Source organism: Pseudomonas sp. TE12234, from assembly GCF_054061835.1.
Genome location: NZ_JBSSEP010000001.1, coordinates 574,228 through 599,893, shown reverse-complemented (window position 1 = coordinate 599,893; position 25,666 = coordinate 574,228). Strand labels below are relative to the sequence as shown.

The window sequence follows — 25,666 nt, the reverse complement described above, 5'->3', positions numbered from 1 at the left end:
ACGCTCGCGATGTTCCGCAACCTGCGCCTGTCTTTCACCTGCCTGTTCATTTTCTCCTGCCTGAACGCCCAGGCAGACCAATGCCCCGACTGGCCGCCCGAACGCGCTCTCAAAGAAGTCACCGCCCTGCAAAAACAAATCGACACCTGGGACGACCACTATCACCGCCAGGGTCGCTCACTGGTCGCCGATGAACTGTATGACCAGTCCCGCACACGCCTCATCGATTGGCGCCAATGCTTCAACCTCGGCCCATCCACAGAACCACTGCGCACCGCGCGCGGCGCGGTTTCCCACCCTGTCGTCCACACTGGCCTGGAAAAACTGCGCGATGCCCGCGCCGTCGAGCATTGGCTGCGGGATCGCTCCGATGTGTGGGTTCAACCCAAAGTCGACGGTGTGGCGGTCACCCTGGTGTATCGCGGTGGCCTGCTTGTGCAAGCCATCAGTCGCGGCGACGGTGTAAGTGGCCAGGACTGGACGGCCGCGGCGCGCCAGATACCGGCCATTCCCGGTCAACTGTCGCAACCACTGGACTTGGTCGTGCAAGGCGAACTCTACTGGCGCCTGACCGACCACGTACAAGTCCGGGCCGGCAGCCTCAATGCCCGCACCACGGTGGCCGGCCTGATGGCCCGCAAGGTGCTGGATGCCGGACAGACGGCGGGTATCGGTCTGTTTGTCTGGGACTGGCCACAGGGGCCTGCGAGTTTGCTCGCCCGTCATGCAGCCCTGAATACGCTGGGCTTCCCCGATAGCTCTGCCTACAGCCAGCCGATCAGTGGTTTCACCGACGCCGAGCGCTGGCGTAATCACTGGTATCGCTCGCCCCTTCCCTTCGCCACTGATGGCATCGTCCTGCGCCAGGAGCAGCGCCCGCCCGCCGAACGCTGGCAGTCCAAACCGCCGTATTGGATCGCCGCCTGGAAATACCCTTTCGCCCAGGCGCTGGCCGAAGTGCGCAAGGTTCACTTCAAGGTTGGCCGGACCGGGCGCATCACCCCGCTACTGGAGCTGACAGCGGTGACACTCGATGACCGGCAAATCAAACGCGTCAGCGTGGGCTCCCTGCAGCGCTGGCAAACACTGGATATCCGTCCGGGCGACCAGGTCGCGATCAGCCTGGCGGGCCTGACCATTCCAAGGCTGGATGACGTCGTATTGCGTAGCACCCTGCGCCCAGACCTGAGGGTGCCGGCGGCAGAAGACTTTCATCCGCTCAGTTGCTGGCAACCGACGCCGGGCTGCGAAAGTCAGTTTCTTGCGCGCCTGTCCTGGCTCAGTGGCAAGCAGGGCCTGGCCTTGCCCCATGTCGGCCCTGGCACCTGGAAAAGATTGCTTGCGGCAGGTCATCTGAACAACCTGCTGGATTGGTTGACCCTCGATGCTCAAGAGCTTGCTAACATTGACGGTTTCGGCGAGCGCAGTGCCGCTCGTCTCGTGGACAGTTTCAACAGTGCCCGGCAACGCCCTTTTATACGCTGGTTGAAAGCACTGGGTTTGCCGCCGACAGGCCAGGCGAACCTTGCCGATTCCTGGCAGGAACTGGCTCGACGAGACACCGGACAATGGCAGGCCGAGGCCGGGATCGGCCCGGGACGCGCGGCGCAATTGAGCGCATTTTTCCGCGACCCGCAGGTCCTGGCCTTGAGTGAAACTTTACGCAGGGTGGGGATCGACGGTTTTTAACGGCCGCAGCTGCCCGCCCGTGCGGGAACCCTGTGGTACCGATGAGCTCAAACAAGCCATCGCTGCGCTGACCCGATCGCCTTTTCACCTGGAGCTTTTATGAAACTTCTTTCACCGCTCGCCCTGTTGACCCTCTGCAGCGTGTTGGCCGCCCCGCTGATGGCCGCTGAAGAGGCACCGGAGCTGACGGGCTGCGCCGCCAAGAAGCAAGGCATCATCAATCAGATCGAACTGGCCAAATCCCACGGCAATGCGGACCAGCAGGCCGGCCTGGAAAAAGCCTTGAGCGAAGTCACCGAACATTGCACCGACGCCTCCTTGAAAAAGGAACGGGAAAACAGGGTCCTCGACGCCAAACATGAAGTCAGCGTTCGTCAGGCCGACCTCGACAAGGCCATGAAAAAAGGCGATCCCGACAAGATCAACAAGCGCAAGGACAAACTCGCCGAGTCGCGCAAGGAATTGCAGGACGCACTGGATGAACTGGATAAGTAATCCACGAACGCTGCGGCGAGGGAGCTTGCTCCCGCTCGGCGGCGCAGCCGTCGCACATCCGGCCGACCAGGTCTTTCTGATACAAATCGGCTGAATGGCTTTGGGGCTGCTGCGCATCCCGACGGGAGCAAGCTCCCTCGCCACAGTTGTTCAGTTACCCGGTCATCTCAGGCAATCAATGATCCCGAAACGCTTTATGACACGCACTACAGGCGTCCTCGACCTTCTGCACCGCCGGCCCCAGGTTGCTGGCCTTGTAGGGTTGAACCTGACTGACCGTCACCAGTTCACCGGTAGCCTTTTCAAGATCGCGGGCCATGGCCTGAAAGCGTGCCTGCTGCTCCCAGACATCGCTTTTGGCGCTGGTGTGATCTTCTTCGCGCACTTGCGGAAAATGTTTCCATGGCTCATGGGACAACGCATCGAGCTTCACGGCGCCGTCAGCGAATTTCTGGCCATCGAATGCAATCCGGCCACGCAACATGCCACCCAGGTCTTCGCCGGTCTTGAGCATTTGCTTGAAAATAGCCTTGCGTTGACCGAGCGGCGAGTTGGGATCGACCGCGCCGCAAGCGGTCAACGTCAGGCAGGCCAGCAATACAACAGAAAGTCTTTTAAGAGTCATGTTGGCTTCAAGTCACGGGAAATGGCGGCCAGTATCCTCGCGTCATCGGCAAACACCAATAGCCCTATTATCGATAAGGGTTGCCTGAGCGCATGGAGCACTCAGGCAACCGGCAAAGGAAATCACTCCATGAATAGCCGTTTCAAGGCATGGCGTCACAGCCTGGCCTGGACCCTGCCGATGGTGGCCCTGCTCGCAGGCTGCACCGGAGGTGACAACAACAAACCGAAAACCCACGCCCTGGCCACCTATTCCAGTGCCACGTGGGAAGCACTGCCGGCGGTGTCGGACAATGACCTTGTCGCCGGTTTCGGCTCTTGGCGCAGCGCTTGCACCCGACTCAAGACTGACCCGGTCTGGGGCGCAACCTGCACGGCGGCCGCCAACGTCCCGCAGACCGCCAACGAAATCCGTGGCTTTCTCAAGCAGAACCTTGACGTCTATGGCTTGCGCGCTGCCAACGACAACCCCAATGGCCTGATCACCGGCTACTACGAACCGGTATACCCCGGCAGCCTGACCCAGACCGCAACGGCGAACATCCCGGTGTATGGCGTGCCCGAAGACATGATCATCGTTGCGCTGGACAGCCTCTATCCGGAACTCAAAGGCAAACGCCTGCGCGGTCGGCTCGAAGGCCGCGTGCTCAAACCTTATGACGATGCAGCCACCATCGAGAGCAAGGGCGTCAAGGCGCCGGTGGTGGCCTGGCTGACCGACCCGATGAACCTGCAGTTCCTGCAAATCCAGGGCTCGGGTCGCATCCAGCTCGACAGTGGCCGTCAGTTGCGCATCGCTTATGCCGATCAGAACGGCCATCCGTATCGACCCATCGGTCGCTGGCTGGTCGAGCAAGGCGAGTTGAAGAAAGAGGACGTGACCATGGGTGCGATCAGCACCTGGGCCAAGGCGAACCCGACGCGCATTCCGGAACTGCTCGGCAGCAACCCCAGCTATGTGTTTTTCACCCGCAACCCCGACAGCAACGAAGGGCCTCGCGGCTCGCTGAACGTCCCGCTGACGGCGGGTTACAGCGCGGCAGTGGATCGCAAAGTGATTCCGCTGGGCAGCCTGTTGTGGTTGTCGACCACCAAGCCGGACGGTACGGCACTGGTCCGCCCCGTGGCGGCACAGGACACCGGTGGCGCTATTGCCGGCGAAGTGCGCGCGGACTTGTTCTGGGGCACGGGCGACGCCGCCGGGCAATTGGCCGGGGACATGAAGCAGCAGGGGCAGATCTGGATGCTGTGGCCCAAAGGGGCGGCATTGCCACAAGTACCGCAGGTGGCGGATGCAGAAAAGACTAAACCCTGAGACCGGAACTCCCCGCTAAAAAGCTTCGCGAGCAGGCTTGCTCCCACATTGGAATGCATACCCCTGTGGGGGCGAGCCTGCTTGCGAAGCGGCAGATATAGGCGGTGGAGACTCAAACAGATACAACAAAAAACGACACAATCAGGCCCATCCCCACCAGCCAGACCAGCGACCGCAAAATCGCCCAGTCCGCCAGATAGCAAATGATGTAAAGCAGCCGACTGGTAATGAACAACACCGACAGCACATTGATCGTCACCAGTTCGGCATTGCCGACCAGGTGCGCCACGATCACGGCCGCCGCAAACGCCGGGGTCACTTCGAAGCCGTTCAGTTGCGCCGCATGTGCGCGTCGACCCAAACCATTGAGTGACTCGAGAAAGTCCCGTGGGTCATGGTTGTCTTTCAGGTTGTACCGGCCACTGGCCTTGGCGATCCCCGTGCACAGGTAAGGCAGAAAAATCGCGATCAAAATGCACCACAGAGCAACCGTCATAAAAGCAGTCCCTTCTTCACGTTATAGACAATCGGGCTCCCTCACGGGCCAGTCAGAACTTCATGACCAGCATGCCAACCAACACCAGCCCACAGGCTAAGAGCCGAGGTCTGCCGAAAGGTTCTTTCAGATAGCGCATGCCGAACAGCACCACCAGAATCACACTGATCTCGCGCAACGCCGCCGCTTCGGCAATCGAACCCAACTGCATGGCCCACAGCACCAGAGCGTAGCTGAACAATACGCAGAACCCGACCGCCAGCCCCAATCGCCACTGCTCACGCCAGAACAGCTTGAAGGCCGGTCGCTTGCTCACCCAGGCCAACAACGGAAATGGCCAGGCACTGAGCAACGTCACCCAGACCAGGTAATCCAGCGGATGCGACCAGCGCCGCAGCGCCTGGCCGTCAATGTAGGTGTAGCAACCGATGCACAAGCCGATCAACGCCACCACCGGCAACATCGACCACGGCAAACGCGCACCGCCGCCGCCCTGCCAAAGCAGGCACAGCATGCCGAGCGGGATCAGCAGAATTCCGAAAACCTGCTGATCCGTCAGCGCCTCGCCGGCAAAGATCAGCGTCAACGCCAGCACCACCAGCGGCGACAAGCCTCGCATCAGCGGATAGACCAAGCCCAGGTCGCCGACCCGATAGGCCTGGATCAACAAGTAGCGATACAGCAACTCGAACGCCGCCGACGCCAGGATCCACGGCCAGATTTCCAGCGGCGGCAACGCCACAAACGGCAGCATGATGGCGACAAACAGCAACGCCACGCTGTCCATGCAGGCCACCACCAGCAGCCGTTCGGCGCTGAATTTGATCAAGGTATTCCACGCCGCGTGTAACAGCGCCGCCACCAACACCAAAGCCGTTGCAAGCACGGCACACTCCTTTTTTATTTTTTCCGCGCTCCCTGCAGGCGCGAGCTTGTTCGCGAAAAGACCAAGAGCAACGCGACTAGCCAGCAAGCACGCGTCATCGTTGGCGTTCATCGCGAGCAAGCTCGCTCCTACAGTGTTCGGGCGGATAATTGATTCGCCATATGTCAGCAGCTGTTTATACTGCAAGCGACCACGCCGCACTCAGTTGCGCACAGACTAATTCCAATAAAATCTGCCCCTGCCCGCTCTCGTCGAGAACGGACTTTGGCATGCGTATGCCTGATCACAGCGTCAAGACTACCGACAGAGACCTTGCGCATGCCACTCGCCTTGCTTGCCCTCGCCGTTGCCGCGTTCGGCATCGGCACCACTGAATTCGTCATCATGGGCCTGTTGCCCGACGTCGCCCGCGATCTGGCCGTGAGCATTCCCCACGCCGGGTTGTTGATTACCGGCTATGCGCTGGGCGTGGTGTTCGGTGCGCCGATCCTCGCCGTCGGCACGGCCAACATGCCGCGAAAGGCCACGCTGCTTGGCATGACGCTGATGTTCATTCTCGGCAACATGCTCTGCGCCTTGGCGCCGAACTACGCCACGCTGATGGCCGCGCGGGTGATTACCGCGCTCTGTCACGGCGCGTTCTTCGGCATCGGCTCGGTCGTGGCCGCCGGGCTGGTCGCACCCAACAAACGGGCCCAGGCGATTGCCATGATGTTCACCGGCCTGACCCTGGCCAACGTGCTCGGCGTGCCGCTGGGCACGGCACTCGGACAATACGCTGGCTGGCGCTCTACCTTCTGGGCGGTGTCGGTGATCGGCGTGATTGCCGCGATTGCACAGTGGGTGTGGCTGCCCACGCACATCGCGATGGACAGGGCCAACCTGGCCAGCGAATTCAAGGTATTGGGCAAAACCAACGTGCTGCTGGCGCTGGGCATGAGCGTGTTGGCATCGACCAGTCTGTTCAGCGTGTTCACCTACATCGCCCCGATTCTGCAGGACGTCACCGGCGTCAGCCCCCACGGCGTGACCATCATGCTGCTGTTGTTCGGCGTCGGTTTGACGGCCGGCAGCATGCTCGGCGGGCGCCTGGCAGACAGTCGCCTGCTGCCGTCACTGGTTGGCATGGCGCTGGCCGTGGTGGTGGTATTGGCCGCGTTCAGCCAGACCAGCCACTCGGTGATCCCGGCCGCCATCACGCTGGTACTGTGGGGAATTTTTGCCTTCGCCCTGTGCCCGATCCTGCAATTGCTGATCATTGACCAGGCCCATGAGGCGCCGAACCTGGGTTCGACGCTGAATCAGAGCGCTTTCAATCTCGGCAACGCAGCGGGCGCCTGGATCGGCGGCCTGGTGGTCGCCAGCGGTGCCGACCTGGCCGACCTGCCCTGGACGGGTGCGCTGGTCAGCGGCTTGACGGTACTGGCGGCGCTGTACTTCATCCATCTGCAGCGGCGCAATGCTGCCGTGGTCAATGTGCCCGGCTGAGCCTCGGCCTTTTTGCCCTGATCATTTTTTGAGCTCCTGCGGACCGGATTCCCGGTCTCGGTCCGCAGCTTCCTTTGGCGCTCCGCTTTCGCTGCGAATTTGCGCATGGCTTATTAGCGCAAAGATGAAACTGCCGCCGATGATATTCCCCGCCAGCGTCGGCCCGGCGAACACCAGCCAGAAATCCTTCCACGGCAGCTCGCCGGCGAACACCAGGTAGGAAACCTCGGCCGAACCGACCACGATGTGAGTGAAATCCCCCAGCGCCATGAGGTAGGTGATGAGGATGATGATCCACATCTTGGCGCTCTCCATGGATGGAATCATCCAGACCATGGTGGCGATCATCCAGCCGGAGACGATGCCCTTGGCGAACATCTGACTGGGGTGGTTTTCCATGACCTTGCGGCCGATGTCCAGAAAGGCCAAATCGGTTTTGCTATCGAATATCGGCAGCTTCAGCATGACGTAGGCCACCAGCAAGGTGCCGCACAGATTGCCGACCAGCACCACCGTCCACAGCCGGAGCAAGCGACCGAAGTTTGCCAGCGTGGGTTTGCTCATGATCGGCAGCACAGCAGTCAGAGTGTTTTCCGTGAACAACTGCTGGCGGGCAAGGATCACTGCAAGAAAACCCGCGCAGTACCCGAAACTGGCGATCACCTTGAAGCCTTCACCCTCCGGCAGCCGGGAATTGAGCAAGCCCATGCCCATCAGGGAAAGGCCCATGGTCAGGCCGGCGGCCAGCGCCGACCACCAGAGCGCGGCAACGCTGCGCTCAAGCTCTTGATCGCCCTGGGTGCGGATGATTTCGTGCAGCACCGCCGCGCGCGGTGGCTGACTCTTTTCGACCTCGCGCTGCTCTTTGGCCGAGAGGTCGGGGGTCTTGCCGTCTTTTTGAGTGTCCATGGGACTCCTGAACCGCTGGCGTGCGATTAAGTTACGACCCCCGTGGTTCATGGCTGTTCAGTAGGCAGGTAAATCTTCGGTGATTGCACAACCGTTTTCGCGATCAGGCTCGCCCCCTCAGGTACAACGTGATCCTTGAGGGAGCGAGCCTGCTCGCGATGTAGCCAACACCGATGTCACTTGGTAACCAATTCATCTTCCTTGAACTGGTCTTTGACGTACTTGATCTCGGTCCGGCCATGGGGCGCCGGCAAGCCGTCTTCGCCCAGGTTGACGAAGACCATCTTCTCCACCGTGAGGATGCTTTTGCGGGTGATCTTGTTGCGCACTTCACAGGTCAGGGTGATCGAGGTGCGACCGAATTCGGTGGCAGTGATGCCCAGTTCGATGATGTCGCCTTGTCGCGAGGCGCTGACAAAGTTGATTTCCGAAATGTACTTGGTGACGACGCGCTGGTTACCCAACTGGACGATGGCGTAAATCGCCGCCTCTTCGTCTATCCAGCGCAACAGGCTGCCGCCGAACAGGGTGCCGTTGGGGTTGAGGTCTTCGGGCTTAACCCATTTGCGGGTGTGGAAATTCATATTCACTCCTGAGCGTCTTGCCGAATGATGGGCGGTATCTTGGCAGACCCCGGGCCAGAGCTCTATTAACCATCGACTATGGTCTCGATTACCGTTCGGACATTGACCAACAGAAAGGCTTTGGAAGATCAGCATAGCCCGCTATAATCGCCCCCGTTTCAAAACGGTAACCTCTACCGGGTACCGTTTTCCCGCCACCTGTCCGAGGGGCGCTGCAGCAGGTTCAACCTGTCAGGCTCGGATGGGGCGTTGCCTGGCTGTCATCAGCCAGACACTAAACGCACAACGGCGCCCATTCGCATACATTACGAATGGAGGCTCTTCATGAGCGCTGTTATCACGCCTGCAGGTTTTACCGATTACAAAGTGGCCGACATGTCCCTGGCTGCCTGGGGCCGTCGCGAGACCATCATCGCCGAATCCGAAATGCCAGCCCTGATGGGTCTGCGTCGCAAGTACTCCGAAGAGCAACCGCTCAAGGGCGCGAAGATCCTCGGCTGCATCCACATGACCATTCAGACTGCCGTGCTGATCGAAACCCTGGTTGCCCTGGGTGCCGAAGTACGCTGGTCGTCCTGCAACATTTTCTCGACTCAAGACCAGGCGGCTGCGTCCATCGCCGCTGCCGGCATTCCGGTTTTCGCCTGGAAAGGCGAAACCGAAGAAGAGTACGAGTGGTGCCTGGAGCAAACCATCCTCAAGGATGGCAAGCCATGGGACGCCAACATGATCCTCGACGACGGCGGCGACCTGACCGAGCTGCTGCACAAGAAGTACCCGCAGGTGCTGGATCGCGTCCACGGCGTGACCGAAGAAACCACCACTGGCGTACACCGTCTGCTGGACATGCTGGCCAAGGGCGAGCTGAAAATCCCGGCCATCAACGTCAACGACTCGGTCACCAAGAGCAAGAACGACAACAAGTACGGCTGCCGTCACAGCCTGAACGATGCGATCAAGCGCGGTACCGACCACCTGCTGTCCGGCAAGCAAGCGCTGGTCATCGGTTACGGTGACGTGGGCAAGGGCTCGGCTCAGTCCCTGCGCCAGGAAGGCATGATCGTCAAAGTGTCCGAAGTCGACCCGATCTGCGCCATGCAAGCCTGCATGGACGGTTTCGAAGTGGTTTCGCCGTTCATCGACGGGATCAACAACGGTACCGAAGCCAGCATCGACAAGGCACTGTTGGGCAAGATCGACCTGATCGTGACCACCACCGGCAACGTCAATGTTTGCGACTCGAACATGCTCAAAGCCCTGAAGAAGCGCGCTGTTGTCTGCAACATCGGCCACTTCGACAACGAAATCGACACCGCTTTCATGCGCAAGAACTGGGCATGGGAAGAAGTGAAGCCACAGGTTCACAAGATCCACCGTACCGGTCCTGGCGCATTCGATGCCCAGAACGACGACTACCTGATCCTGCTGGCCGAAGGCCGCCTGGTTAACCTGGGCAACGCCACTGGCCACCCAAGCCGCATCATGGACGGTTCGTTCGCCAACCAGGTTCTGGCCCAGATCTTCCTGTTCGGTCAAAAGTACGCCGACCTGTCGCCAGCCCAGAAAGCCGAGCGCCTGACCGTTGAAGTACTGCCGAAGAAACTCGACGAAGAAGTGGCCCTGGAAATGGTCCGTGGCTTCGGCGGCGTAGTGACCCAACTGACCAAGACCCAGGCCGACTACATCGGCGTGACCGTCGAAGGTCCGTTCAAGCCACACGCTTACCGCTACTGATAGGCCGGCTCCTCCCCTGTGGGAGCGAGCCTGCTCGCGATGGACGTTAACGATAACGCGTACTGCCTGGCTGAACGCGCTGCCCTCACGTTTTTCGCGACCAGGCTCGCTCCTGCAAGGAGCGGCCTGCGTCCGCTTTACGCGTTTCCAAGGATATGACCATGTCCCAAGATCGTCGCTACAGCTTCGAGTTCTTCCCGACGAAGACCGATGCCGGGCAAGAAAAGCTGCTCGCCACTGCCCGCCAGTTGGCAACCTATAACCCCGATTTCTTCTCCTGCACCTACGGCGCTGGCGGTTCGACCCGTGATCGCACCCTCAACACCGTGTTGCAGCTCGAAAGCGAAGTCAAAGTACCTGCCGCGCCGCACCTGTCTTGCGTGGGCGACAGCAAGGATGACTTGCGCGGCCTGCTGAGCCAGTACAAGGCTGCCGGCATCAAACGTATCGTTGCCCTGCGCGGTGACCTGCCTTCGGGCATGGGCATGGCCAGCGGCGAATTGCGTCACGCCAATGACCTGGTTGAATTCATTCGTGAAGAGACCGGTGATCATTTCCACATCGAAGTGGCCGCTTACCCGGAGATGCACCCGCAAGCGCGCAATTTCGAAGACGATATCGCCAACTTCGTCCGCAAGGCCAAAGCCGGCGCCGACAGCGCGATCACCCAGTACTTCTTCAACGCCGACAGCTACTTCTATTTCGTCGAGCGTGTACGGGCACTGGGCGTGAACATCCCTGTCGTGCCGGGGATCATGCCGATCACCAACTACAGCAAGCTGGCGCGCTTCTCCGATGCCTGCGGTGCGGAAATCCCGCGCTGGATCCGCAAGCAACTGGAAGCCTACGGCGACGACACCCAGAGCATTCAACGCTTTGGTGAACACGTCATCACCGAAATGTGCGAACGCCTGCTGCAAGGCGGCGCACCGGGGCTGCACTTCTACACACTGAACCAGGCCGAAGCGAGCCTGGCGGTGTGGAACAACCTGAAGCTGCCGCGCTAAAAGCTATCGAAGCAAGATCAAAAGATCGCCGCCTGCGAAAGCGCCTGCATTGGAAACCGACGTTTCTGTAGGCGCCTTCTCGGGCGGCGATTTTTTGCTTCAACAGCAGGTTTATTGTGACGCAACACACGGAGATAGAGCTTCTGGATCCCGTTTCTGGCTCTTTGCCGTTTCTCGTCGTAATCTCAAGCCCATGCCTTTGATCACGCAGCTAATCGCCGTGCTTGTCTTCACTTGCCTGAGCTTCGCGGCCCGGGGCGAGAAACTGCGCATTGTCACGGAACCCTGGGCTCCTTACGTCTATGAGGAGAACGGCAAATCCCTGGGGCTGGACTACGAAACCACGGCGATTGTCTTCAAGCGACTGGGCATCGAAGTCGAGTGGCAATTCCTGCCATGGAAACGCTGCCTGTCGATGCTTGAAACAGGCCAGGCCGATGGCGCGCTGGACATTTTCCACAGCGACGAACGCGACGCGATGCTGCTCTACCCCGGCGAACCGCTCTCGGAAGTACAGTTCGTGATGTTCTACGCCAATGAGCGGCCGCATCCGTTCCACAGCCTCGATGAACTGCGCGGCCTGACCATCGGCACCTCGCCGGGCTACCTGTACAGCCAGGACTTCAGGGACTCGACACTGTTCACCCGTGAGCCCGCACCGAGCCATGAAGCCAACTTCGGCAAACTGTTGCGGGGGCGCATTGACCTGCTGATCACCGATCGCCGGGTCGGCCAGCATCTACTCGACCAGTTGAACATCCGCGACAAAATCACCGAAAACCCGACCATCATCAGCCAGCAGAGCCAGTTTCTGGCGGTGCGCCGCAACGCCGGCATGGATTTGCTGGTGCAGCGCTTCGGTGCCGAGCTCAAGCGCTTCAAGCGCGAACCGGCCTACGCAGAGCTAAGCGCCCGATACGGTGCCGACCCGACAACCACCGCACCGGCGGAACACGCCACTGCCACCACCGCAAAAACCGTTGAGCAGCAGGAAAGCAGCGCGCAGTGATTGCTCTGTTATACTCCGGCCTTCCCGCCAGGCTCACGCCCGGACGCTCGGAATCGTTCAAGGCATCTCGACCCGCTACAGCGCAGCTTTGCAGCCCGCGCGAGCGCTTCAGACGAGCTTTCGAAACCCAGCAGGACCGGACGGGATTGCGTTCCTCTTAAACGCCATTCGCGCCAGGCAAGACTCCCATTGGGCCAAGCCCTAACTAAAACAGGATTACTCATGTCCTTTGCTTCCCTCGGTCTCTCCGAGGCTTTAGTCCGCGCCATCGAGGCAGCGGGCTATACCGAGCCTACTCCGGTGCAACAGCGGGCCATTCCCGCCGTGTTGCAAGGTCGCGACCTGATGGTCGCGGCACAGACAGGTACTGGTAAAACCGGCGGTTTCGCCCTTCCGATCCTGGAGCGGTTGTTCCCGAACGGTCATCCGGACAAATCCCAGCGTCATGGCCCGCGCCAACCACGCGTCCTGGTCCTGACCCCTACCCGCGAACTCGCGGCGCAAGTGCACGAAAGCTTCAAGGTCTATGCCCGTGACCTGAAGTTCGTCAGCGCCTGCATCTTCGGCGGCGTTGGCATGAACCCGCAGGTTCAGGCCATGTCCCGCGGTGTAGACGTGCTGGTGGCCTGCCCTGGCCGCCTGCTCGACCTCGCCGGCCAAGGCAGCGTCGACCTGTCCCACGTGGAAATCCTCGTGCTGGACGAAGCCGACCGCATGCTCGACATGGGCTTCGTCCATGACGTGAAAAAGGTCCTGGCCCGCCTGCCGGCCAAACGGCAGAACCTGCTGTTCTCCGCGACCTTCTCCAAAGACATCACCGACCTCGCCGGCAAATTGCTGCACAACCCGGAACGCATCGAAGTCACGCCGCCGAACACCACGGTCGAGCGCATCGAGCAACGCGTGTTCCGCCTGCCGGCCAACCACAAGCGCTCCCTGCTGGCGCACCTGATTACCGCCGGTGCCTGGGAACAAGTGCTGGTGTTCACCCGTACCAAGCACGGCGCCAACCGCCTGGCCGAGTACCTGGACAAGCACGGCCTGAGCGCTGTCGCGATCCACGGCAACAAGAGCCAGAACGCCCGCACCAAAGCCCTGGCCGACTTCAAGGCCGGTGACGTACGCATCCTGGTCGCCACCGACATCGCCGCTCGCGGCCTGGACATCGACCAGTTGCCACACGTGGTCAACTTCGAACTGCCGAACGTCGATGAAGACTACGTGCACCGCATCGGCCGGACTGGCCGTGCCGGTCGTTCGGGCGAGGCGATCTCGCTGGTGGCTCCGGACGAAGAGAAGCTGCTCAAAAGCATCGAACGCATGACCAAGCAGAAAATCGCCGACGGTGACCTGATGGGCTTCGATTCGAGCGCCGTGGAAGCCGAGAAGCCTGAAGTTCGCGAGCGTCCGGATGTGCGTAACCCGCGCAATCCACGTGGCCCGCGCGGCGATGGCCCGAACGGCAGCGGTGGCGGTCGCAAAGACAAGGGCAAGGACAAAGGCAAGGAAAAACCTGCCGCGTCCGGTCGCGGCGAGCGCCCGGCCCGTGAGCAAAAGCCGCGCGAAGGCACGCCGGCCCGTGAACAGCAACGCCCGGCTCCTCGCCCGGCCGCTGATCGTGCCCCGGACGAGTTCCTCGACGACGATATCGATAACTTCGGTAACCGCGTCGACTACGTGCCACAGCAAAAACCGGCCCAGGGCCGTGGCCGCCGTCCGGGTGCTCCGGCACATGGCGCGACGGCAGGTTCCGGCGCACCACGTGGCGGCAAGCCACAAGGTCGCCAGAACGGTCCGCGCAACAGCGATGGCGCCAGCACCGGCACACCGCCAGCCAAACGCAGCGGCCCACGCAATGGTGCGCCGCGTGACGGCCAGGCCCGTCGCGAAGACTCGCGCAACCGCCGTCCGGCCCGCGACGACCAGCCTCGTTCGGAACCGGCCGTGCAGAACCCGCGTGGCCCGGCGCCGAAGATCATGCACAAGGAGTCGAAGGCTGATCGCTTCCCGACACCCGAGCAGCTGGATCAACTGCCAACCCGCCCTCGCGGTGAAAAACCGGCCTTGCTGACCCGCAATCGCTGAGTTTTTCAAAGCCATAAAAATGCCCCGAGCCGAAAGGTCCGGGGCATTTTTTATGAGCGATACAAATACCTGTGGGAGCGAGCCTGCTCGCGATGAGGCCCTCACATTCAGAACTGTGTTGACTGAATGGCCGCCATCGCGAGCACGCTCGCTCCCACAATGGATGCGTGTTCGCCAATAAAAAACGCCCGTGCTCGGGAAAGCAGCGGGCGTTTTTTGTCAGGAGCGAAAAATTACTTCGCTTTGACGCCTTCAAACGTGATGTACAGATCGACGGCGTCAGACTGTGGACCCAGATCCATCATCTTGCCGAAATCGGAACGCTTGATGCTGGTGGTGCCTTCGAAGCCCGCACGGTAGCCGCCCCATGGATCCTTGCCTTCACCCAGGAAAGTGGCCTTGACCACCACTGGCTTGGTCACGCCGTGGATGGTCAAATCACCGGTCACGTCGGCAGTGTCTTTGCCAGCGGCGTTTTTACCGGTGGATTTGACGCTGGTGGACACGAAGGTGGCCGTAGCGAATTTATCCACTTCCAGGAAGTCTTTGCTGGAGATGTGCTTGTCACGCTCAGCGTTGTTGGTGAAAACGCTCGCGGGGTGCACGTTGAACTCAATCTTGCTGTCTTCAGGCTTGGCCGCGTCGAAACTGAACTTGCCGTCGATGTCCTTGAAGGTACCGGTGATGTAGCTGAAGCCCAGATGGCTGATCTTGAAGTTGACGAAGGCGTGCTGGCCTTGTTTATCGACAACATAGTCAGCGGCCATGACATTGGCAGACAGCAGGGCGGAACCGATTGCCAGAGCGGCGAGAGTCTTTTTCAACATGCTTGGTTTTCCTTGGGAGTCGAGGTTGAACTTCAGGCTTTGCGACCCAGCATTCGTTTCAGGGTCACATCGCGGTCGATAAAGTGGTGCTTCAAAGCTGCCAATGCATGGAGGCCGGAAAAAATGACCAGCGCCCACGCCAGGTAGAGATGAATCGCACCGGCGTTATCTGCCTGGTCCGGTAGTCCGGAAACCAGTGCAGGCACTTCAAACCAGTCAAACACCGGAATCCCGACACCTTCTGCGGTGGAAATCAGGTAACCGGCAATCATCACGGCAAACAGACAGATATACAGAAAGGCATGGCCCAACTTGGCGCCCAGACGCGTCATGGGGCTGTAGCTGCTCAACGTCGGCGGTGGTGGGCTGATGAAACGCCACAATACGCGTAACACCATGAACGCCAGCAGTATCAGCCCGATGCTCTTGTGGATGTCCGGCCCGGCTTTGCGCCAGGGATCGTAGTAACCCAGACCCACCATCCACAGCCCCAGGGCGAACAAACCGAAAACCGCCAGCGCTACCCCCCAGTGCAGGAAGATGCTGACCCAGCCATAGCGAGAAGTGGAGTTACGTAGCTGCATTGCCTAGATCCCTGTAAGTGCTGGCCCAAGACTATCGAGTTATCTATCGAAAAAAAGCGGAAAATTTTGCTTTGAAATATCGAGAAATACGATCAAGAGTCTGAAATAGCTGAGTTAAGGAAAGATTAAAGAGCAAATTGTCAGAAAAAGTGAATACAAATCTGAGAACACCTGTACTGAAAGATTTATTCGATTTCTGCTCGCGGTTTTTTTTCAGGCAAAAAATGGGGGCCCTGAGGCCTGGCGCGAACCCATTTTCCGGGCGGCATCGCGTTCTGGAGGGAGCAAAGGCACTTTTCGTTGGTGCCTTGGCCGGAGCATGCAATTCAGGAGGGGATTTGGTGGGTTACGAAGGCGAGCAGTCAGGCTTTCCTGGGCTCACCATGGTTGGTTTCTCTAATTATGGTAGACCGGGCGTATCTGTAAGCATTCAGGATCGTACGGATTCATCTCACATTTAAAGTCCAGTTCATGACCATGTCCTTTAGGAAAAAAATGGCCATCTACACAGCCAGAAAGTGCGATCAATCCAATTATTAGTGCGAGTGCTTTCATACGACCTCCAGGTTTTGAAGATCCTGGGTTTCAAGAGCAGCCGCTCTCTATCATTTCATTCTGATTCGGTTGTGGGATGTATCTGATACATCGCTGAGGCGTGCAGGACTGCGCAGGCGAAGCCGGAATTACTCATGTCTTATGGCAAAAAAATAGCGGTCTTTGCGAGCCAGTCGGCTCAAGAACCGCGAAGGACACGTCAACTGCCAGACGCCTGCCAGCAGCGTCTGAACGCCCGATACAAAGTAGCCCAATCGACACAATGGGTTGTCCCCACGCGATGCATTGCATAGGCTTGCGCGATTGTATGTCCGCGCTTGTCACGGACCGCCTCCAGGAGAGTGAAAATGGGCCTGAATAAACAGTGGATGGACCGCGATCTCGCGGTGTTGTGGCATCCCTGCACCCAGATGAAAGATCACGAACAACTGCCTCTGATCCCGATCAAGCGCGGCGAAGGTGTCTGGCTGGAAGACTTCGAAGGCAAGCGCTACCTCGATGCCGTCAGCTCCTGGTGGGTCAATGTGTTCGGCCATGCCAACCCGCGCATCAACCAGCGCATCAAGGATCAGGTCGATCAACTCGAACACGTGATCCTCGCCGGTTTCAGCCATCAGCCCGTGATCGAATTGTCCGAGCGCCTGGTGAAGATGACGCCGGAAGGCCTGACACGGTGTTTCTACGCCGATAACGGGTCCTCCTGCATCGAAGTGGCGCTGAAGATGAGCTTTCACTACTGGCTCAACCGCGGTCAGCCGAACAAGAAGCGCTTCGTGACCCTGACCAACAGCTACCACGGCGAAACCATGGCCGCGATGTCGGTGGGCGACGTGCCGCTGTTCACCGAAACCTACAAAGCCCTGCTGCTCGACACCATCAAGGTACCAAGCCCGGATTGTTACCTGCGCCCCGAAGGCATGAGCTGGGAAGAACACTCGCGCACCATGTTCGCCGCCATGGAGCAGACCCTGGCCGAGAATCACGACACGGTCGCGGCAGTGATTGTCGAGCCGCTGATCCAGGGTGCCGGCGGCATGCGCATGTACCACCCGGTGTACCTCAAGCTGCTGCGCGAAGCCTGCGACCGCTATGGCGTGCACCTGATCCATGACGAAATCGCCGTCGGTTTCGGCCGCACCGGCACCATGTTCGCCTGTGAACAGGCCGGCATCCGCCCGGACTTCCTGTGTCTGTCCAAGGCCCTGACCGGCGGCTACCTGCCGCTGGCCGCCTGTCTGACCACCGAAGAGGTGTACGGCGCGTTCTACGACGACTACCCGACCCTGCGCGCCTTCCTGCACTCGCACAGCTACACCGGCAACCCGCTGGCCTGTGCGGCGGCGCTGGCAACGCTGGATATCTTCGAAGAAGACAACGTCATCGAGAACAACAAGGTCCTGGCCCGGCGCATGGCCTCCTCCACGGCGCACCTGGTGGATCACCCGAATGTCAGCGAAGTGCGCCAGACCGGCATGGTCCTGGCCATCGAGATGGTCAAGGACAAGGCCAGCAAAGAGGCCTATCCATGGCAGGAGCGCCGTGGCCTGAAGGTCTTCCAGCATGCGCTGGAGCGCGGTGCGCTACTTCGACCATTGGGCAGCGTGGTGTATTTCCTGCCGCCGTACGTGGTCACGCCGGAGCAGATCGACTTTCTGGCCGAAGTGGCCAGCGAAGGCATCGACATCGCGACTCGCGACAGCGTCAGTGTTTCGGTGCCGAAGGACTTCCATCCGGGGTTCCGTGATCCGGGCTGACCGTCACTGCACGACCCTGTGGCGAGGGAGCTTGCTCCCGTTGGGCTGTGAAGCGGCCCCAAAACCTGCAACCCCGTTTTTCCAGTTGTATGGCATCCACTGGATTTACGACGGCGGCGCAGCCGGGCGGGAGCAAGCTCCCTCGCCACAAAAGCGACTCCGATCGTATTTAGTAGAGAACTCAAATGAGACTGTCCCGCTTCTTTATCGACGCCCCCCTGAGTACCGGCGAGCACGAATTGCCCGAAGCCCAGGCCCATTACATCAGCCGCGTGTTGCGCATGGCTGAAGGCGATCTGCTGCAACTGTTCGATGGCTCGGGCCAGGAATTCCGCGCCACTCTGGTGGAGGTCGGCAAGAAACGTGTCGTGGTGCAGATCGACGAGCAGTTCGCCGGCCAGATCGATTCGCCACTGCAGATCCATCTGGGCCAGGGCCTGTCCCGTGGCGAGCGCATGGACTGGGCGATCCAGAAAGCCACTGAACTGGGTGTCAGCGAAATCACCCCGATCTTCAGCGAACGCTGCGAAGTCCGGCTCAAGGACGAACGCGCCGACAAACGCCTGCTGCACTGGCGTCAGGTCGCCATCAGCGCATGCGAGCAATGCGGGCGCTCACGGGTACCGGTGATCCATCCGCCGGTGCTGCTGGCCGATTGGTTGAAGCAGACTCAGGCTGAATTGAAGCTGGTGCTGCACCCGGTGGCCGAACCATGGGTCAGCCATGCCAAGCCTGCGACGCTGGCGTTTCTGATCGGCCCGGAAGGCGGGTTGTCGGATGCGGAAGTGGATCAGGCCAAGGGGGCCGGTTTTCATGCGGCCCGGCTTGGGCCTCGGGTATTGCGTACAGAGACGGCGCCGGTGGTTGCCTTGGCGGTGGCCCAGCAGTTGTGGGGCGATTTCTAGGGCCTCATCGCAAGCAGGCTCCCACACTTGAAATGCGTTCCACTGTGGGAGCGGGCCTGCTCGCGATGGCCGCGACGCGGTCTACGGAAACAGCACAGGTAACTATTGCACCGGATCACTCACCGGCTTGGCAATGATCGCCTTGAGTTCGCTGGTCATCGGAAACTCAAGGTTCAAACCCTTCGGCGGAATCGGCTGTTCGAACCAGCGCTGATAGATGCCGTTGATTTCCCCCGAACTGTACAGATCCCCCAGCGCGCCGTTGACCAGCGCCAGGAACTGCGGATCGTCCTTGCGCACCATGCAGCTGTAGATCTCCCGCGATTGCTCCTCTCCCACCACCACCCACTTGTGTGGGTCATGGGCCTTGGCGCGCTCGCCGTAGAGAAGCGCATCGTCCATGTAGAAAGCGGCGGCACGACCCGATTGCAACATCTGAAAGGCTTCGCCGTGGTCCTTGGCGCTGATCACGAACATGTCGATCTTGTGGTCGACGTTATAGCTCTTCAGGAAGCGCTCGTTGGTAGTACCGGCAGTCGTCACCACGTTCTTGCCACGCAAGTCGGCGAAGCTCTTGATGCCGCTGTCCCTGGCAGTCAGCAATTGGCCTTTTACATAGATGAAGCCATAGGAAAACGCCACTTGCTTCTGCCGCTCGGCGGTCACGCCCGTGGAGCCGCACTCCAGGTCCACGGTACCGTTCTGCACCAGAGGAATGCGTGTTTGCGACGTCACCAGGTTGTACTTGACCTTCAGGTCCGGCAACACCAATTGTTGCTTGATGCGCTCGACAATCTTGCCCGCCAGATCCACTGAATAGCCCATCGGCTTGCCGGTTTGATCACCCACGTAAGAGAACGGCACCGACGCATCGCGATAGCCCAGGGTAATGCTCCTGGCATCGGCGATCTTGCTCAGGGTGCCGGTCAGCGGGGCCTCGTTGGCCTGGACCTGACTCGCGAGCAACAGTCCGAGGGTGCAGCCGAGCAACGTGATTTTTTGCATTGTTATTCTCCGTTGTGGGTATTGGGTGACGGTCATTTCAAACGAGCGGCGATGACGGTGATTTCCACCAGCACCTGCGGCCGCGCCAGCTCGGCCTGCACGGTCGTGCGGCTCGGGGCCTGCCCCGGCGATAGCCAGGTCGACCAGACATCATTCATGGCGGCAAAATCGTCGGTGATGTTTTTCAAGTAAATGGTCGCACTGAGCATTTGATCCTTGTGGCTGCCGGCTTCGGCCAGCAATGCATCAATCCTGGCCAGCACTTCGCGGGTCTGACCGCCCACGTCCGCGGCCTCACCCGGCACTTGGCCGGAGAGAAATACCAGATCGCCAAACGACACGGCGCCAGACAACCTCGAGTTGCTGTGGAGTCGGGTAATGGTCATTGCAGTGTCCTCTTCGCAAATAAATGATCAGGCAGCCCGGTGGTTGAAACCGTGCATATCAATAGAGGGCCGGCGCTGGCCGATCAGCTCACTGAGCAACTGCCCACTGCCACAAGCCAGGGTGAACCCCAACGCGCCATGACCGATGTTGAGCCACAGGTTGCGATAGGCGGTGGCGCCCAGCAACGGCACGCCGCTTGGCGTGGCCGGGCGCATCCCGGCCCATTCGGTGGCCGCGTCATAGGCCCCGGCATTGGGGAAGGTGTCACGGGCCTGACGCTTGATCAGCGCCAGTCGCTTGGGGTCTATAGCCGGATCAAAGCCAACGATGTCGACCATCGCGGCCACCCGCAACCGGTCGCCGATCCGTGCATATACGATCTTGCGGTCATAGTCGGTGACGCTCACATCCGGGGCCTGGTGTTCGGGGCCAATGGGCACCGTCAGGCTGTAGCCCTTGAGCGGGTACAACGGCAATTGCAGACCGGGCAATGCCAACAGCGGACTGCGGTGGCCGGCGGCGATCACCAATTGATCGACCGGCAACACTTGCTCACCCAGATCGATGGCGCTGACGCTGCCATTGGCGTGGCGAATGCCGGTCACCGCTTGCCCCAGGCGTAGCTCGCAACGCCCGGATGCTTGCAACCGTGTAGCCAATAGCCGGCAGAAAGCATGGCAATCGCCCACTTCTTCGTCGGGCGTATAAATCGCACCGACAAATGGGGCATCGGCCAGGGCCGGCTCAAGTTGAGCGCACTCGGCCGCCGACAGCACCTGTTGCTGCTGAGGGTCGGCCAGCTGCCGGCATGCATGCTCGAAGCTGGCGCGCTCCCGGAAGGTCACCAGTTTGCCGTTGCGCCGCCATTGGAAGCCTGCGAGCCCATCGTCTTCGCGCCATGCCTCCAATGTGCCCTGACTGAACAGCGCCAGCCGCAGCAAGTGCGCGGCGTTCTCGCGGTTGACCGAACGGCGGCAAGCGCCGAGGAAGGACACGATCCAGCGCCACTGCGCAGCGTCGAACCGCGGGCGTAGCTTCAAGGGTGAATCGCCGCGCAGCATCCAGCCGATGGCTTGCAACGGCACACCGGCGTCAGCCAAAGGTGCGACGTAGCGATAGGAGAGTTGCCCACCATTGGCGAAACTGGTTTCGCTGCCCAACGCGTCCCGCGCCTCGATGACGGTCACTTCGAAGCCGTCGCGCACCAGCGCATAAGCCGTTGCCAGGCCAATCACGCCGCCGCCGATAATGCACACACGCTGAGCCATGTCCGTCCTTAAAACCGTTGTGATGACGAAGCCGAGGTTAGGGCCAGGTGACAGGCGGCGAACAATGAATAAAGATGCTCAACCCATAAACAAAGGTTATGGACTCGCCATGCGCCTTCGTCACATCGAGATTTTCCAGGCCATCCGCCAAACCGGATCGATCAGCGCCGCCGCGCAATTGCTGCATGTCTCGCAACCGGCGGTGACCAAGGTGCTGCAACACGCCGAGCAGCAGTTGGGGTTCCCGTTGTTCTTGCGCGTTCGCGGCAAGTTGCAAGCGACGCCCGAAGCGCTGGAGCTGGAGCGCGAGGTCGACAAGGTCAGCGAAAGCCTGCAAGGCGTGCGACGCCTGGCTCAGAGCCTGCGTCGCGAACCCGGCCACAGCCTGCGGATCGGTGCCACTCCGGCGCTGGCCCTGTCGTTGTTGCCGCCGGCCATTCACGAGTGGACCGCACGCTATCCGGACATCGCCTGCGAACTGTCCAGCGCCCATAGCCGTGAGCTGGTGCAAAATCTGCTGATGCGTGAAGTGGATGTCGCCCTGACACTTCAAAGACCGGATCATCCGGGGCTCAAGGCCCACGCCTTGGCGGGCGGTGTATTGGTGGTGCTGGCACCGGCGGGTTACTGGCCATCGGCGCAGGTCGGCATGCCATTGTCATTGATGGCCCTGGCCGATGCGCCGCTGATTGGCTTGTCCAGCGCCGACCCGCTGGCCGCCCGGCTCGACAGCTACCTCGAAGCGGTCGAACCGCCGCCTCGGGTGCGCATCGCGGTGCAGACCTATTCGCTGGCCCGGGCGATGGTAGAGTCCGGTGCCGGGCTGGCGGTGATCGATCCGTTCACGGCCCTGGGCGCTTCCCCCGCCACAACGACTATTCGCCCTCTCGCGCCACCGCTGCCCATCACCCTGTATGCGGTGACCCGTGCCACGGAACCGCCGCCCCACACATTGAGCGACCTGTTGCAAGTGTTCAGTCGACAGGCCCAGGCACAACTCGACCGCATTGCGGGTCTTGCAGCGGATCTGTAGGAGCGATCACAGGACATAAAAGAAAATCGCCACGAAGTGCAACAGACTCCCGGCGATCACAAACAGATGCCAGACCCCATGGGCATGCCGCAGGCGATGGTCGAGGGCAAAAAAGATAATGCCCACGGTGTAAAACACCCCGCCCGAGGCCAGCCACGCAAACCCGGCGCCACCCAGCGCCGCCAGCAATGGCTTGACCGCCACCAGCACGATCCAGCCCATCACCGCGTATATCACGATCGACAGAATCCGCGCTTCAGAACGCGGCTTGATCTCCTGCAAGATGCCGATCAGTGCCAACCCCCAGACAATCCCGAACAACGTCCAGCCCCAGGGCCCGCGCAAGGTCACCAGGCAAAACGGCGTATAACTGCCGGCGATCAGCAGGTAGATCGAAAAGTGATCAACCTTCTGCATGATCACTTTCTTGCGTCCGCGCACGCTGTGGTACACGGTCGACGCGCTGTACAGCACCAGCAAGGTGAAGGCGTAGATCGCCATGCTGACGATCTTCCACGGGCTGCCATCCAGGCTGGCGAGGACGATCAGCCAAATACCACCAACAAACGCCGCCACCGCTCCGATCAGATGCGTCCAGGCATTGAGTCTTTCCCCGTGATACATGTATTGCTCACCTCGAAATTTCGTTGCCGCCGTGCGCAAGGCTCAGGCTTCAAGCGTAAAAGCGCAATGTTTCAAAACACAAATCTCTTTGTAGCCAGCTTGCTGGCGTTGGGGCCCCGAACTCTACGTTGATCTTCATGACGCCATCGCTGGCAAGCCAGCTCCCACAAAGGTCTGCGTAACCCAATGTAAATAGGCACAATCGGGTCATTCCAAAAAGAGTCCGCGCCATGTTGATTGACGAAGAGTTGACCCTGAAAAAACTCGAAGTGTTCCTGGCCTTCATGCGCACCGGTAACCTGGCGCGGGCCGCGGCCGAGTTGCAGACCAGCAACGTCAGCGTGCACCGGGCGATCCATTCCCTGGAAAGTGCCTTGCGCTGCCCGCTGTTCAAACACGAGGGCCGCAACCTGACGCCGCTGGAAAGCGCCTACGTGCTGGAGGAGCGGGCACAGAAGCTGATTCAGGACGTGCTCGAGAGCGTGCGCCTGACTCGCGAGGCCGCCGGATTTTCCGCTGAACGCTTCAAACTGGGCTCGCTGTATTCGCTGACCGTGAAGACCGTGCCGCAGTTGATCATGGGCCTGAAAATCCGCCGCAGTGAACTCAACATCGACCTGATCCTTGGCTCGAATTTCGACCTGCTCTACAAACTCAAGAACATGGAAGTGGATGCGATCCTGGTGTCCCTGGACGACAGCATCAACGACCCGGACTGCGAGCAGATTCCGTTGTTTTCCGACGACATCTTCCTCGCCACGCCGGCCGATTCGAAGTTCGCCCAACGCAGCGAAGTCGACCTCGCCGAAGTGCGCGACGAAACCTTCATCACCCTGACCCAGGGCTTCGCCACCCACCAGGACGGCAAGCGGGTATTCGAGCAGGCGGGGTTCGAGCCGAAGGTGGCGATGCAGGTCAACGACATCTTCACCTTGCTGAGCATGGTCAGTTCGGGGGTGGGTTATGCCTTGCTGCCGGGCAGGATTGCGGCGGTGTATGAGAACCGGGTGAAACTGATCCCGTTGCAGGAAAAATACCGGTTGCAGCAGCACATCGGGGTGGTGTTTCTCAAGGCCAAGGAGCGTGACCCGAATCTATTGGCGTTGCTGGCGGAGTGTCGGATGTATGCCAATCGGCAGGCCTGAAACGGGTGGCGAGGGAGCGTGCTCCCTCGCCACAAAAAGCAATCAGCCCACAATCCCCCGAACGATAAAGAACAACAACGAAGGCCCCAGCAAGCAGCCCAGCCCGGTGTGGAAAGTCGCCGTCAACGCACCATAAGGCACCAGACGCCGATCCGTCGCCGCCAGCCCCGCTGTCACACCGCTGACCGTCCCGGCCAGGCCACCAAACACCATGGCCGAACGCGGGTTATCCAGGCCCATCCAGCGCGCCGCCATCGGCGTGCCGACCATCACCAGAATCGCCTTGATCAGCCCGGTGGCAATCGACAACGCCACCACATCGGAACTCGCGCCAATCGCCGCCCCGGTCACCGGCCCGACGATGTAGGTCACCGCGCCAGCGCCAATGGTGGTCATGCTCACCGCATCGCGATAACCGAAGGCCCAGGCGATGCACACACCGACAATGAACGGCAGCACCGTGCCCAGCAACAAGGCAATCGCCCCGATCAAACCGGCCTTCTTCGCTTCGGTCGCCTGCACTTCGAACGCCGTGGCGACGATGGCAAAGTCACGCAGCATCGCGCCGCCCATCAAACCAATGCCGGAGAACAGCGTCAGGTCCGCCAGGCCTTTCTGCCCGCCCGTCAGCGTACCGCCGACCCAGGCCAGGACCAGGCCGATGACGATGGCAATCGCCGAGCCGTGAATACGCCCGAAAGTCAGGCGTTTGGACACCACCACCGACACCCACATGATCACGCCAACGAATGCGAACGCCGTGACCAGACCGTTGTGTTCCAGACCTTTCTCGATGAGATCCCACATATCAGCGACCTCCTGCCGATGCGCCAACCGACGTTATTTCCGCCGGCTCGTCGGGCAAGGGTTCGCCCTTGTGGGTCCGGCTGATCAGCGCAATGGTGCAGCCGCAGACCACCACCGAACCGATGGCCGCCAGCACCGCCACCGGGCCGCCGTGCAGCGCCGTGACCACGTTCTGTTGTGCGGCCATCGCCACCACCACCGGAATGTACATCGCGCCCCAGAAGCCGACGCCCATCTCGCAGTCCTTGGTCATGCCGCCACGCTTGTGCATCCACAACCGCGCGCAGATCAGCAGGATCATTGCGATCCCGACTCCGCCGACATTGGATTGCACACCCAGCAACACGCCCAGCATGTCACCCATGATCACCCCTGCCAGCGTACAGATCGCCAACAGCGCCACACCGTAAATAATCATTGTTGTCGTCCTCAAAGTGCATCGTCGAATATT

The 25,666-nt window shown here is 60.5% G+C and carries 25 protein-coding genes and 1 riboswitch; of the genes, 12 read left to right on the top strand and 13 right to left on the bottom strand.

The features are described from left to right. The first annotated feature begins 9 nt into the window (after positions 1-9). A complete protein-coding gene (gene ligB / locus ACVWYU_RS02835) occupies positions 10-1,689 on the top strand; it encodes an NAD-dependent DNA ligase LigB (protein ID WP_457371851.1) in 1,680 nt (559 codons plus the stop codon). A gap of 99 nt (positions 1,690-1,788) precedes the next feature. Next, positions 1,789-2,184: a DUF1090 domain-containing protein gene (locus ACVWYU_RS02830; RefSeq protein WP_390957506.1), complete on the top strand. Its 396-nt coding sequence runs from the start codon at positions 1,789-1,791 to the stop codon at positions 2,182-2,184. Between the two features lie 175 nt (positions 2,185-2,359). Here ACVWYU_RS02830 and ACVWYU_RS02825 read toward each other — a convergent pair whose 3' ends face one another. Then, positions 2,360-2,809: a c-type cytochrome gene (locus ACVWYU_RS02825; RefSeq protein ID WP_247254475.1), complete on the bottom strand. Its 450-nt coding sequence runs from the start codon at positions 2,807-2,809 to the stop codon at positions 2,360-2,362. Positions 2,810-2,938: 129 nt separating this feature from the next. On the opposite strand from ACVWYU_RS02825, the gene mltA reads away from it, so the two are divergent. After that, the gene (mltA, locus tag ACVWYU_RS02820) at positions 2,939-4,123 is read left to right on the top strand and encodes a murein transglycosylase A (protein ID WP_457371850.1); all 1,185 of its coding nucleotides are present in this window, start codon (positions 2,939-2,941) and stop codon (positions 4,121-4,123) included. Positions 4,124-4,235: 112 nt separating this feature from the next. Here the strand turns inward: mltA and ACVWYU_RS02815 are convergent, their stop codons facing one another. Continuing rightward, a complete protein-coding gene (locus tag ACVWYU_RS02815; RefSeq protein WP_090325967.1) occupies positions 4,236-4,619 on the bottom strand; it encodes an MAPEG family protein in 384 nt (127 codons plus the stop codon). Positions 4,620-4,671: 52 nt separating this feature from the next. Beyond that, positions 4,672-5,505 (bottom strand): EamA family transporter, encoded by an 834-nt coding sequence (locus ACVWYU_RS02810; RefSeq protein ID WP_090325970.1) that lies wholly within the window; start codon positions 5,503-5,505, stop codon positions 4,672-4,674. Between the two features lie 318 nt (positions 5,506-5,823). Between ACVWYU_RS02810 and ACVWYU_RS02805 the strand changes: the two genes are divergently transcribed. Continuing rightward, on the top strand, positions 5,824-6,993 hold the full coding sequence (locus ACVWYU_RS02805; RefSeq protein ID WP_248916678.1) for an MFS transporter: 1,170 nt from the start codon (positions 5,824-5,826) through the stop codon (positions 6,991-6,993). Between the two features lie 21 nt (positions 6,994-7,014). Here the strand turns inward: ACVWYU_RS02805 and ACVWYU_RS02800 are convergent, their stop codons facing one another. Next, positions 7,015-7,902 carry a formate/nitrite transporter family protein gene (locus tag ACVWYU_RS02800; RefSeq protein WP_457371849.1) on the bottom strand — a complete coding sequence of 296 codons (888 nt, stop codon included), beginning with the start codon at positions 7,900-7,902 and terminating at the stop codon, positions 7,015-7,017. 176 nt (positions 7,903-8,078) lie between these two features. Further along, entirely contained in the window at positions 8,079-8,486 is a 408-nt protein-coding gene (locus tag ACVWYU_RS02795; RefSeq protein WP_003229043.1) for an acyl-CoA thioesterase, read from the bottom strand. Between the two features lie 198 nt (positions 8,487-8,684). Further along, positions 8,685-8,787: riboswitch (S-adenosyl-L-homocysteine riboswitch) on the top strand. Between the two features lie 23 nt (positions 8,788-8,810). Here ACVWYU_RS02795 and ahcY point away from each other — a divergent pair. From ahcY to ACVWYU_RS02775, 4 genes are all read left to right on the top strand, one after another. Continuing rightward, positions 8,811-10,220 carry an adenosylhomocysteinase gene (gene ahcY, locus ACVWYU_RS02790; protein ID WP_457371848.1) on the top strand — a complete coding sequence of 470 codons (1,410 nt, stop codon included), beginning with the start codon at positions 8,811-8,813 and terminating at the stop codon, positions 10,218-10,220. Between the two features lie 161 nt (positions 10,221-10,381). Further along, the gene (gene metF, locus ACVWYU_RS02785; RefSeq protein WP_090327591.1) at positions 10,382-11,227 is read left to right on the top strand and encodes a methylenetetrahydrofolate reductase [NAD(P)H]; all 846 of its coding nucleotides are present in this window, start codon (positions 10,382-10,384) and stop codon (positions 11,225-11,227) included. A 193-nt stretch (positions 11,228-11,420) separates the two neighbouring features. Further along, a complete protein-coding gene (locus tag ACVWYU_RS02780) occupies positions 11,421-12,236 on the top strand; it encodes a substrate-binding periplasmic protein (protein WP_390957516.1) in 816 nt (271 codons plus the stop codon). 222 nt (positions 12,237-12,458) lie between these two features. Then, complete coding sequence (locus tag ACVWYU_RS02775) at positions 12,459-14,321, top strand: DEAD/DEAH box helicase (protein WP_090325988.1); 1,863 nt, start codon at positions 12,459-12,461, stop codon at positions 14,319-14,321. 233 nt (positions 14,322-14,554) lie between these two features. Here the strand turns inward: ACVWYU_RS02775 and ACVWYU_RS02770 are convergent, their stop codons facing one another. Continuing rightward, positions 14,555-15,148: a YceI family protein gene (locus ACVWYU_RS02770; RefSeq protein ID WP_457371847.1), complete on the bottom strand. Its 594-nt coding sequence runs from the start codon at positions 15,146-15,148 to the stop codon at positions 14,555-14,557. A gap of 32 nt (positions 15,149-15,180) precedes the next feature. Beyond that, positions 15,181-15,732 (bottom strand): cytochrome b, encoded by a 552-nt coding sequence (locus ACVWYU_RS02765; protein WP_457371846.1) that lies wholly within the window; start codon positions 15,730-15,732, stop codon positions 15,181-15,183. A 902-nt stretch (positions 15,733-16,634) separates the two neighbouring features. Between ACVWYU_RS02765 and ACVWYU_RS02760 the strand changes: the two genes are divergently transcribed. Together ACVWYU_RS02760 and ACVWYU_RS02755 are read left to right on the top strand one after the other, a co-directional pair. Beyond that, the gene (locus ACVWYU_RS02760; protein WP_457371845.1) at positions 16,635-18,041 is read left to right on the top strand and encodes an adenosylmethionine--8-amino-7-oxononanoate transaminase; all 1,407 of its coding nucleotides are present in this window, start codon (positions 16,635-16,637) and stop codon (positions 18,039-18,041) included. Between the two features lie 185 nt (positions 18,042-18,226). Then, positions 18,227-18,946 (top strand): 16S rRNA (uracil(1498)-N(3))-methyltransferase, encoded by a 720-nt coding sequence (locus ACVWYU_RS02755; RefSeq protein ID WP_247254467.1) that lies wholly within the window; start codon positions 18,227-18,229, stop codon positions 18,944-18,946. Positions 18,947-19,048: 102 nt separating this feature from the next. On the opposite strand, the gene ACVWYU_RS02750 is transcribed toward ACVWYU_RS02755, so the two are convergent. The 3 genes from ACVWYU_RS02750 to ACVWYU_RS02740 are packed head-to-tail and all read right to left on the bottom strand — an operon-like array spanning position 19,049 to position 21,606. Next, positions 19,049-19,951, bottom strand: coding sequence for a transporter substrate-binding domain-containing protein (locus ACVWYU_RS02750; RefSeq protein WP_090326005.1), 903 nt, complete (start codon positions 19,949-19,951; stop codon positions 19,049-19,051). A 32-nt stretch (positions 19,952-19,983) separates the two neighbouring features. Next, the gene (locus ACVWYU_RS02745; RefSeq protein WP_457371844.1) at positions 19,984-20,337 is read right to left on the bottom strand and encodes a RidA family protein; all 354 of its coding nucleotides are present in this window, start codon (positions 20,335-20,337) and stop codon (positions 19,984-19,986) included. Between the two features lie 27 nt (positions 20,338-20,364). Continuing rightward, positions 20,365-21,606, bottom strand: a complete 1,242-nt coding sequence (locus tag ACVWYU_RS02740) for a D-amino acid dehydrogenase (protein WP_457371843.1) — start codon at positions 21,604-21,606, stop codon at positions 20,365-20,367. A gap of 109 nt (positions 21,607-21,715) precedes the next feature. On the opposite strand from ACVWYU_RS02740, the gene ACVWYU_RS02735 reads away from it, so the two are divergent. Continuing rightward, positions 21,716-22,639 carry a LysR family transcriptional regulator gene (locus ACVWYU_RS02735; protein ID WP_457371842.1) on the top strand — a complete coding sequence of 308 codons (924 nt, stop codon included), beginning with the start codon at positions 21,716-21,718 and terminating at the stop codon, positions 22,637-22,639. 6 nt (positions 22,640-22,645) lie between these two features. Here ACVWYU_RS02735 and trhA read toward each other — a convergent pair whose 3' ends face one another. After that, a complete protein-coding gene (gene trhA / locus ACVWYU_RS02730; protein WP_247254464.1) occupies positions 22,646-23,263 on the bottom strand; it encodes a PAQR family membrane homeostasis protein TrhA in 618 nt (205 codons plus the stop codon). Positions 23,264-23,493: 230 nt separating this feature from the next. Here trhA and ACVWYU_RS02725 point away from each other — a divergent pair, with 230 nt between their 5' ends. Next, complete coding sequence (locus tag ACVWYU_RS02725; protein WP_090326021.1) at positions 23,494-24,408, top strand: LysR family transcriptional regulator; 915 nt, start codon at positions 23,494-23,496, stop codon at positions 24,406-24,408. A 42-nt stretch (positions 24,409-24,450) separates the two neighbouring features. Here the strand turns inward: ACVWYU_RS02725 and madM are convergent, their stop codons facing one another. Both madM and madL read right to left on the bottom strand, forming a co-directional pair. Continuing rightward, positions 24,451-25,215 (bottom strand): malonate transporter subunit MadM, encoded by a 765-nt coding sequence (gene madM / locus ACVWYU_RS02720; RefSeq protein ID WP_247254463.1) that lies wholly within the window; start codon positions 25,213-25,215, stop codon positions 24,451-24,453. Between the two features lies 1 nt (position 25,216). After that, positions 25,217-25,633: a malonate transporter subunit MadL gene (gene madL / locus ACVWYU_RS02715; RefSeq protein WP_090326027.1), complete on the bottom strand. Its 417-nt coding sequence runs from the start codon at positions 25,631-25,633 to the stop codon at positions 25,217-25,219. Positions 25,634-25,666 lie beyond the last annotated feature (33 nt).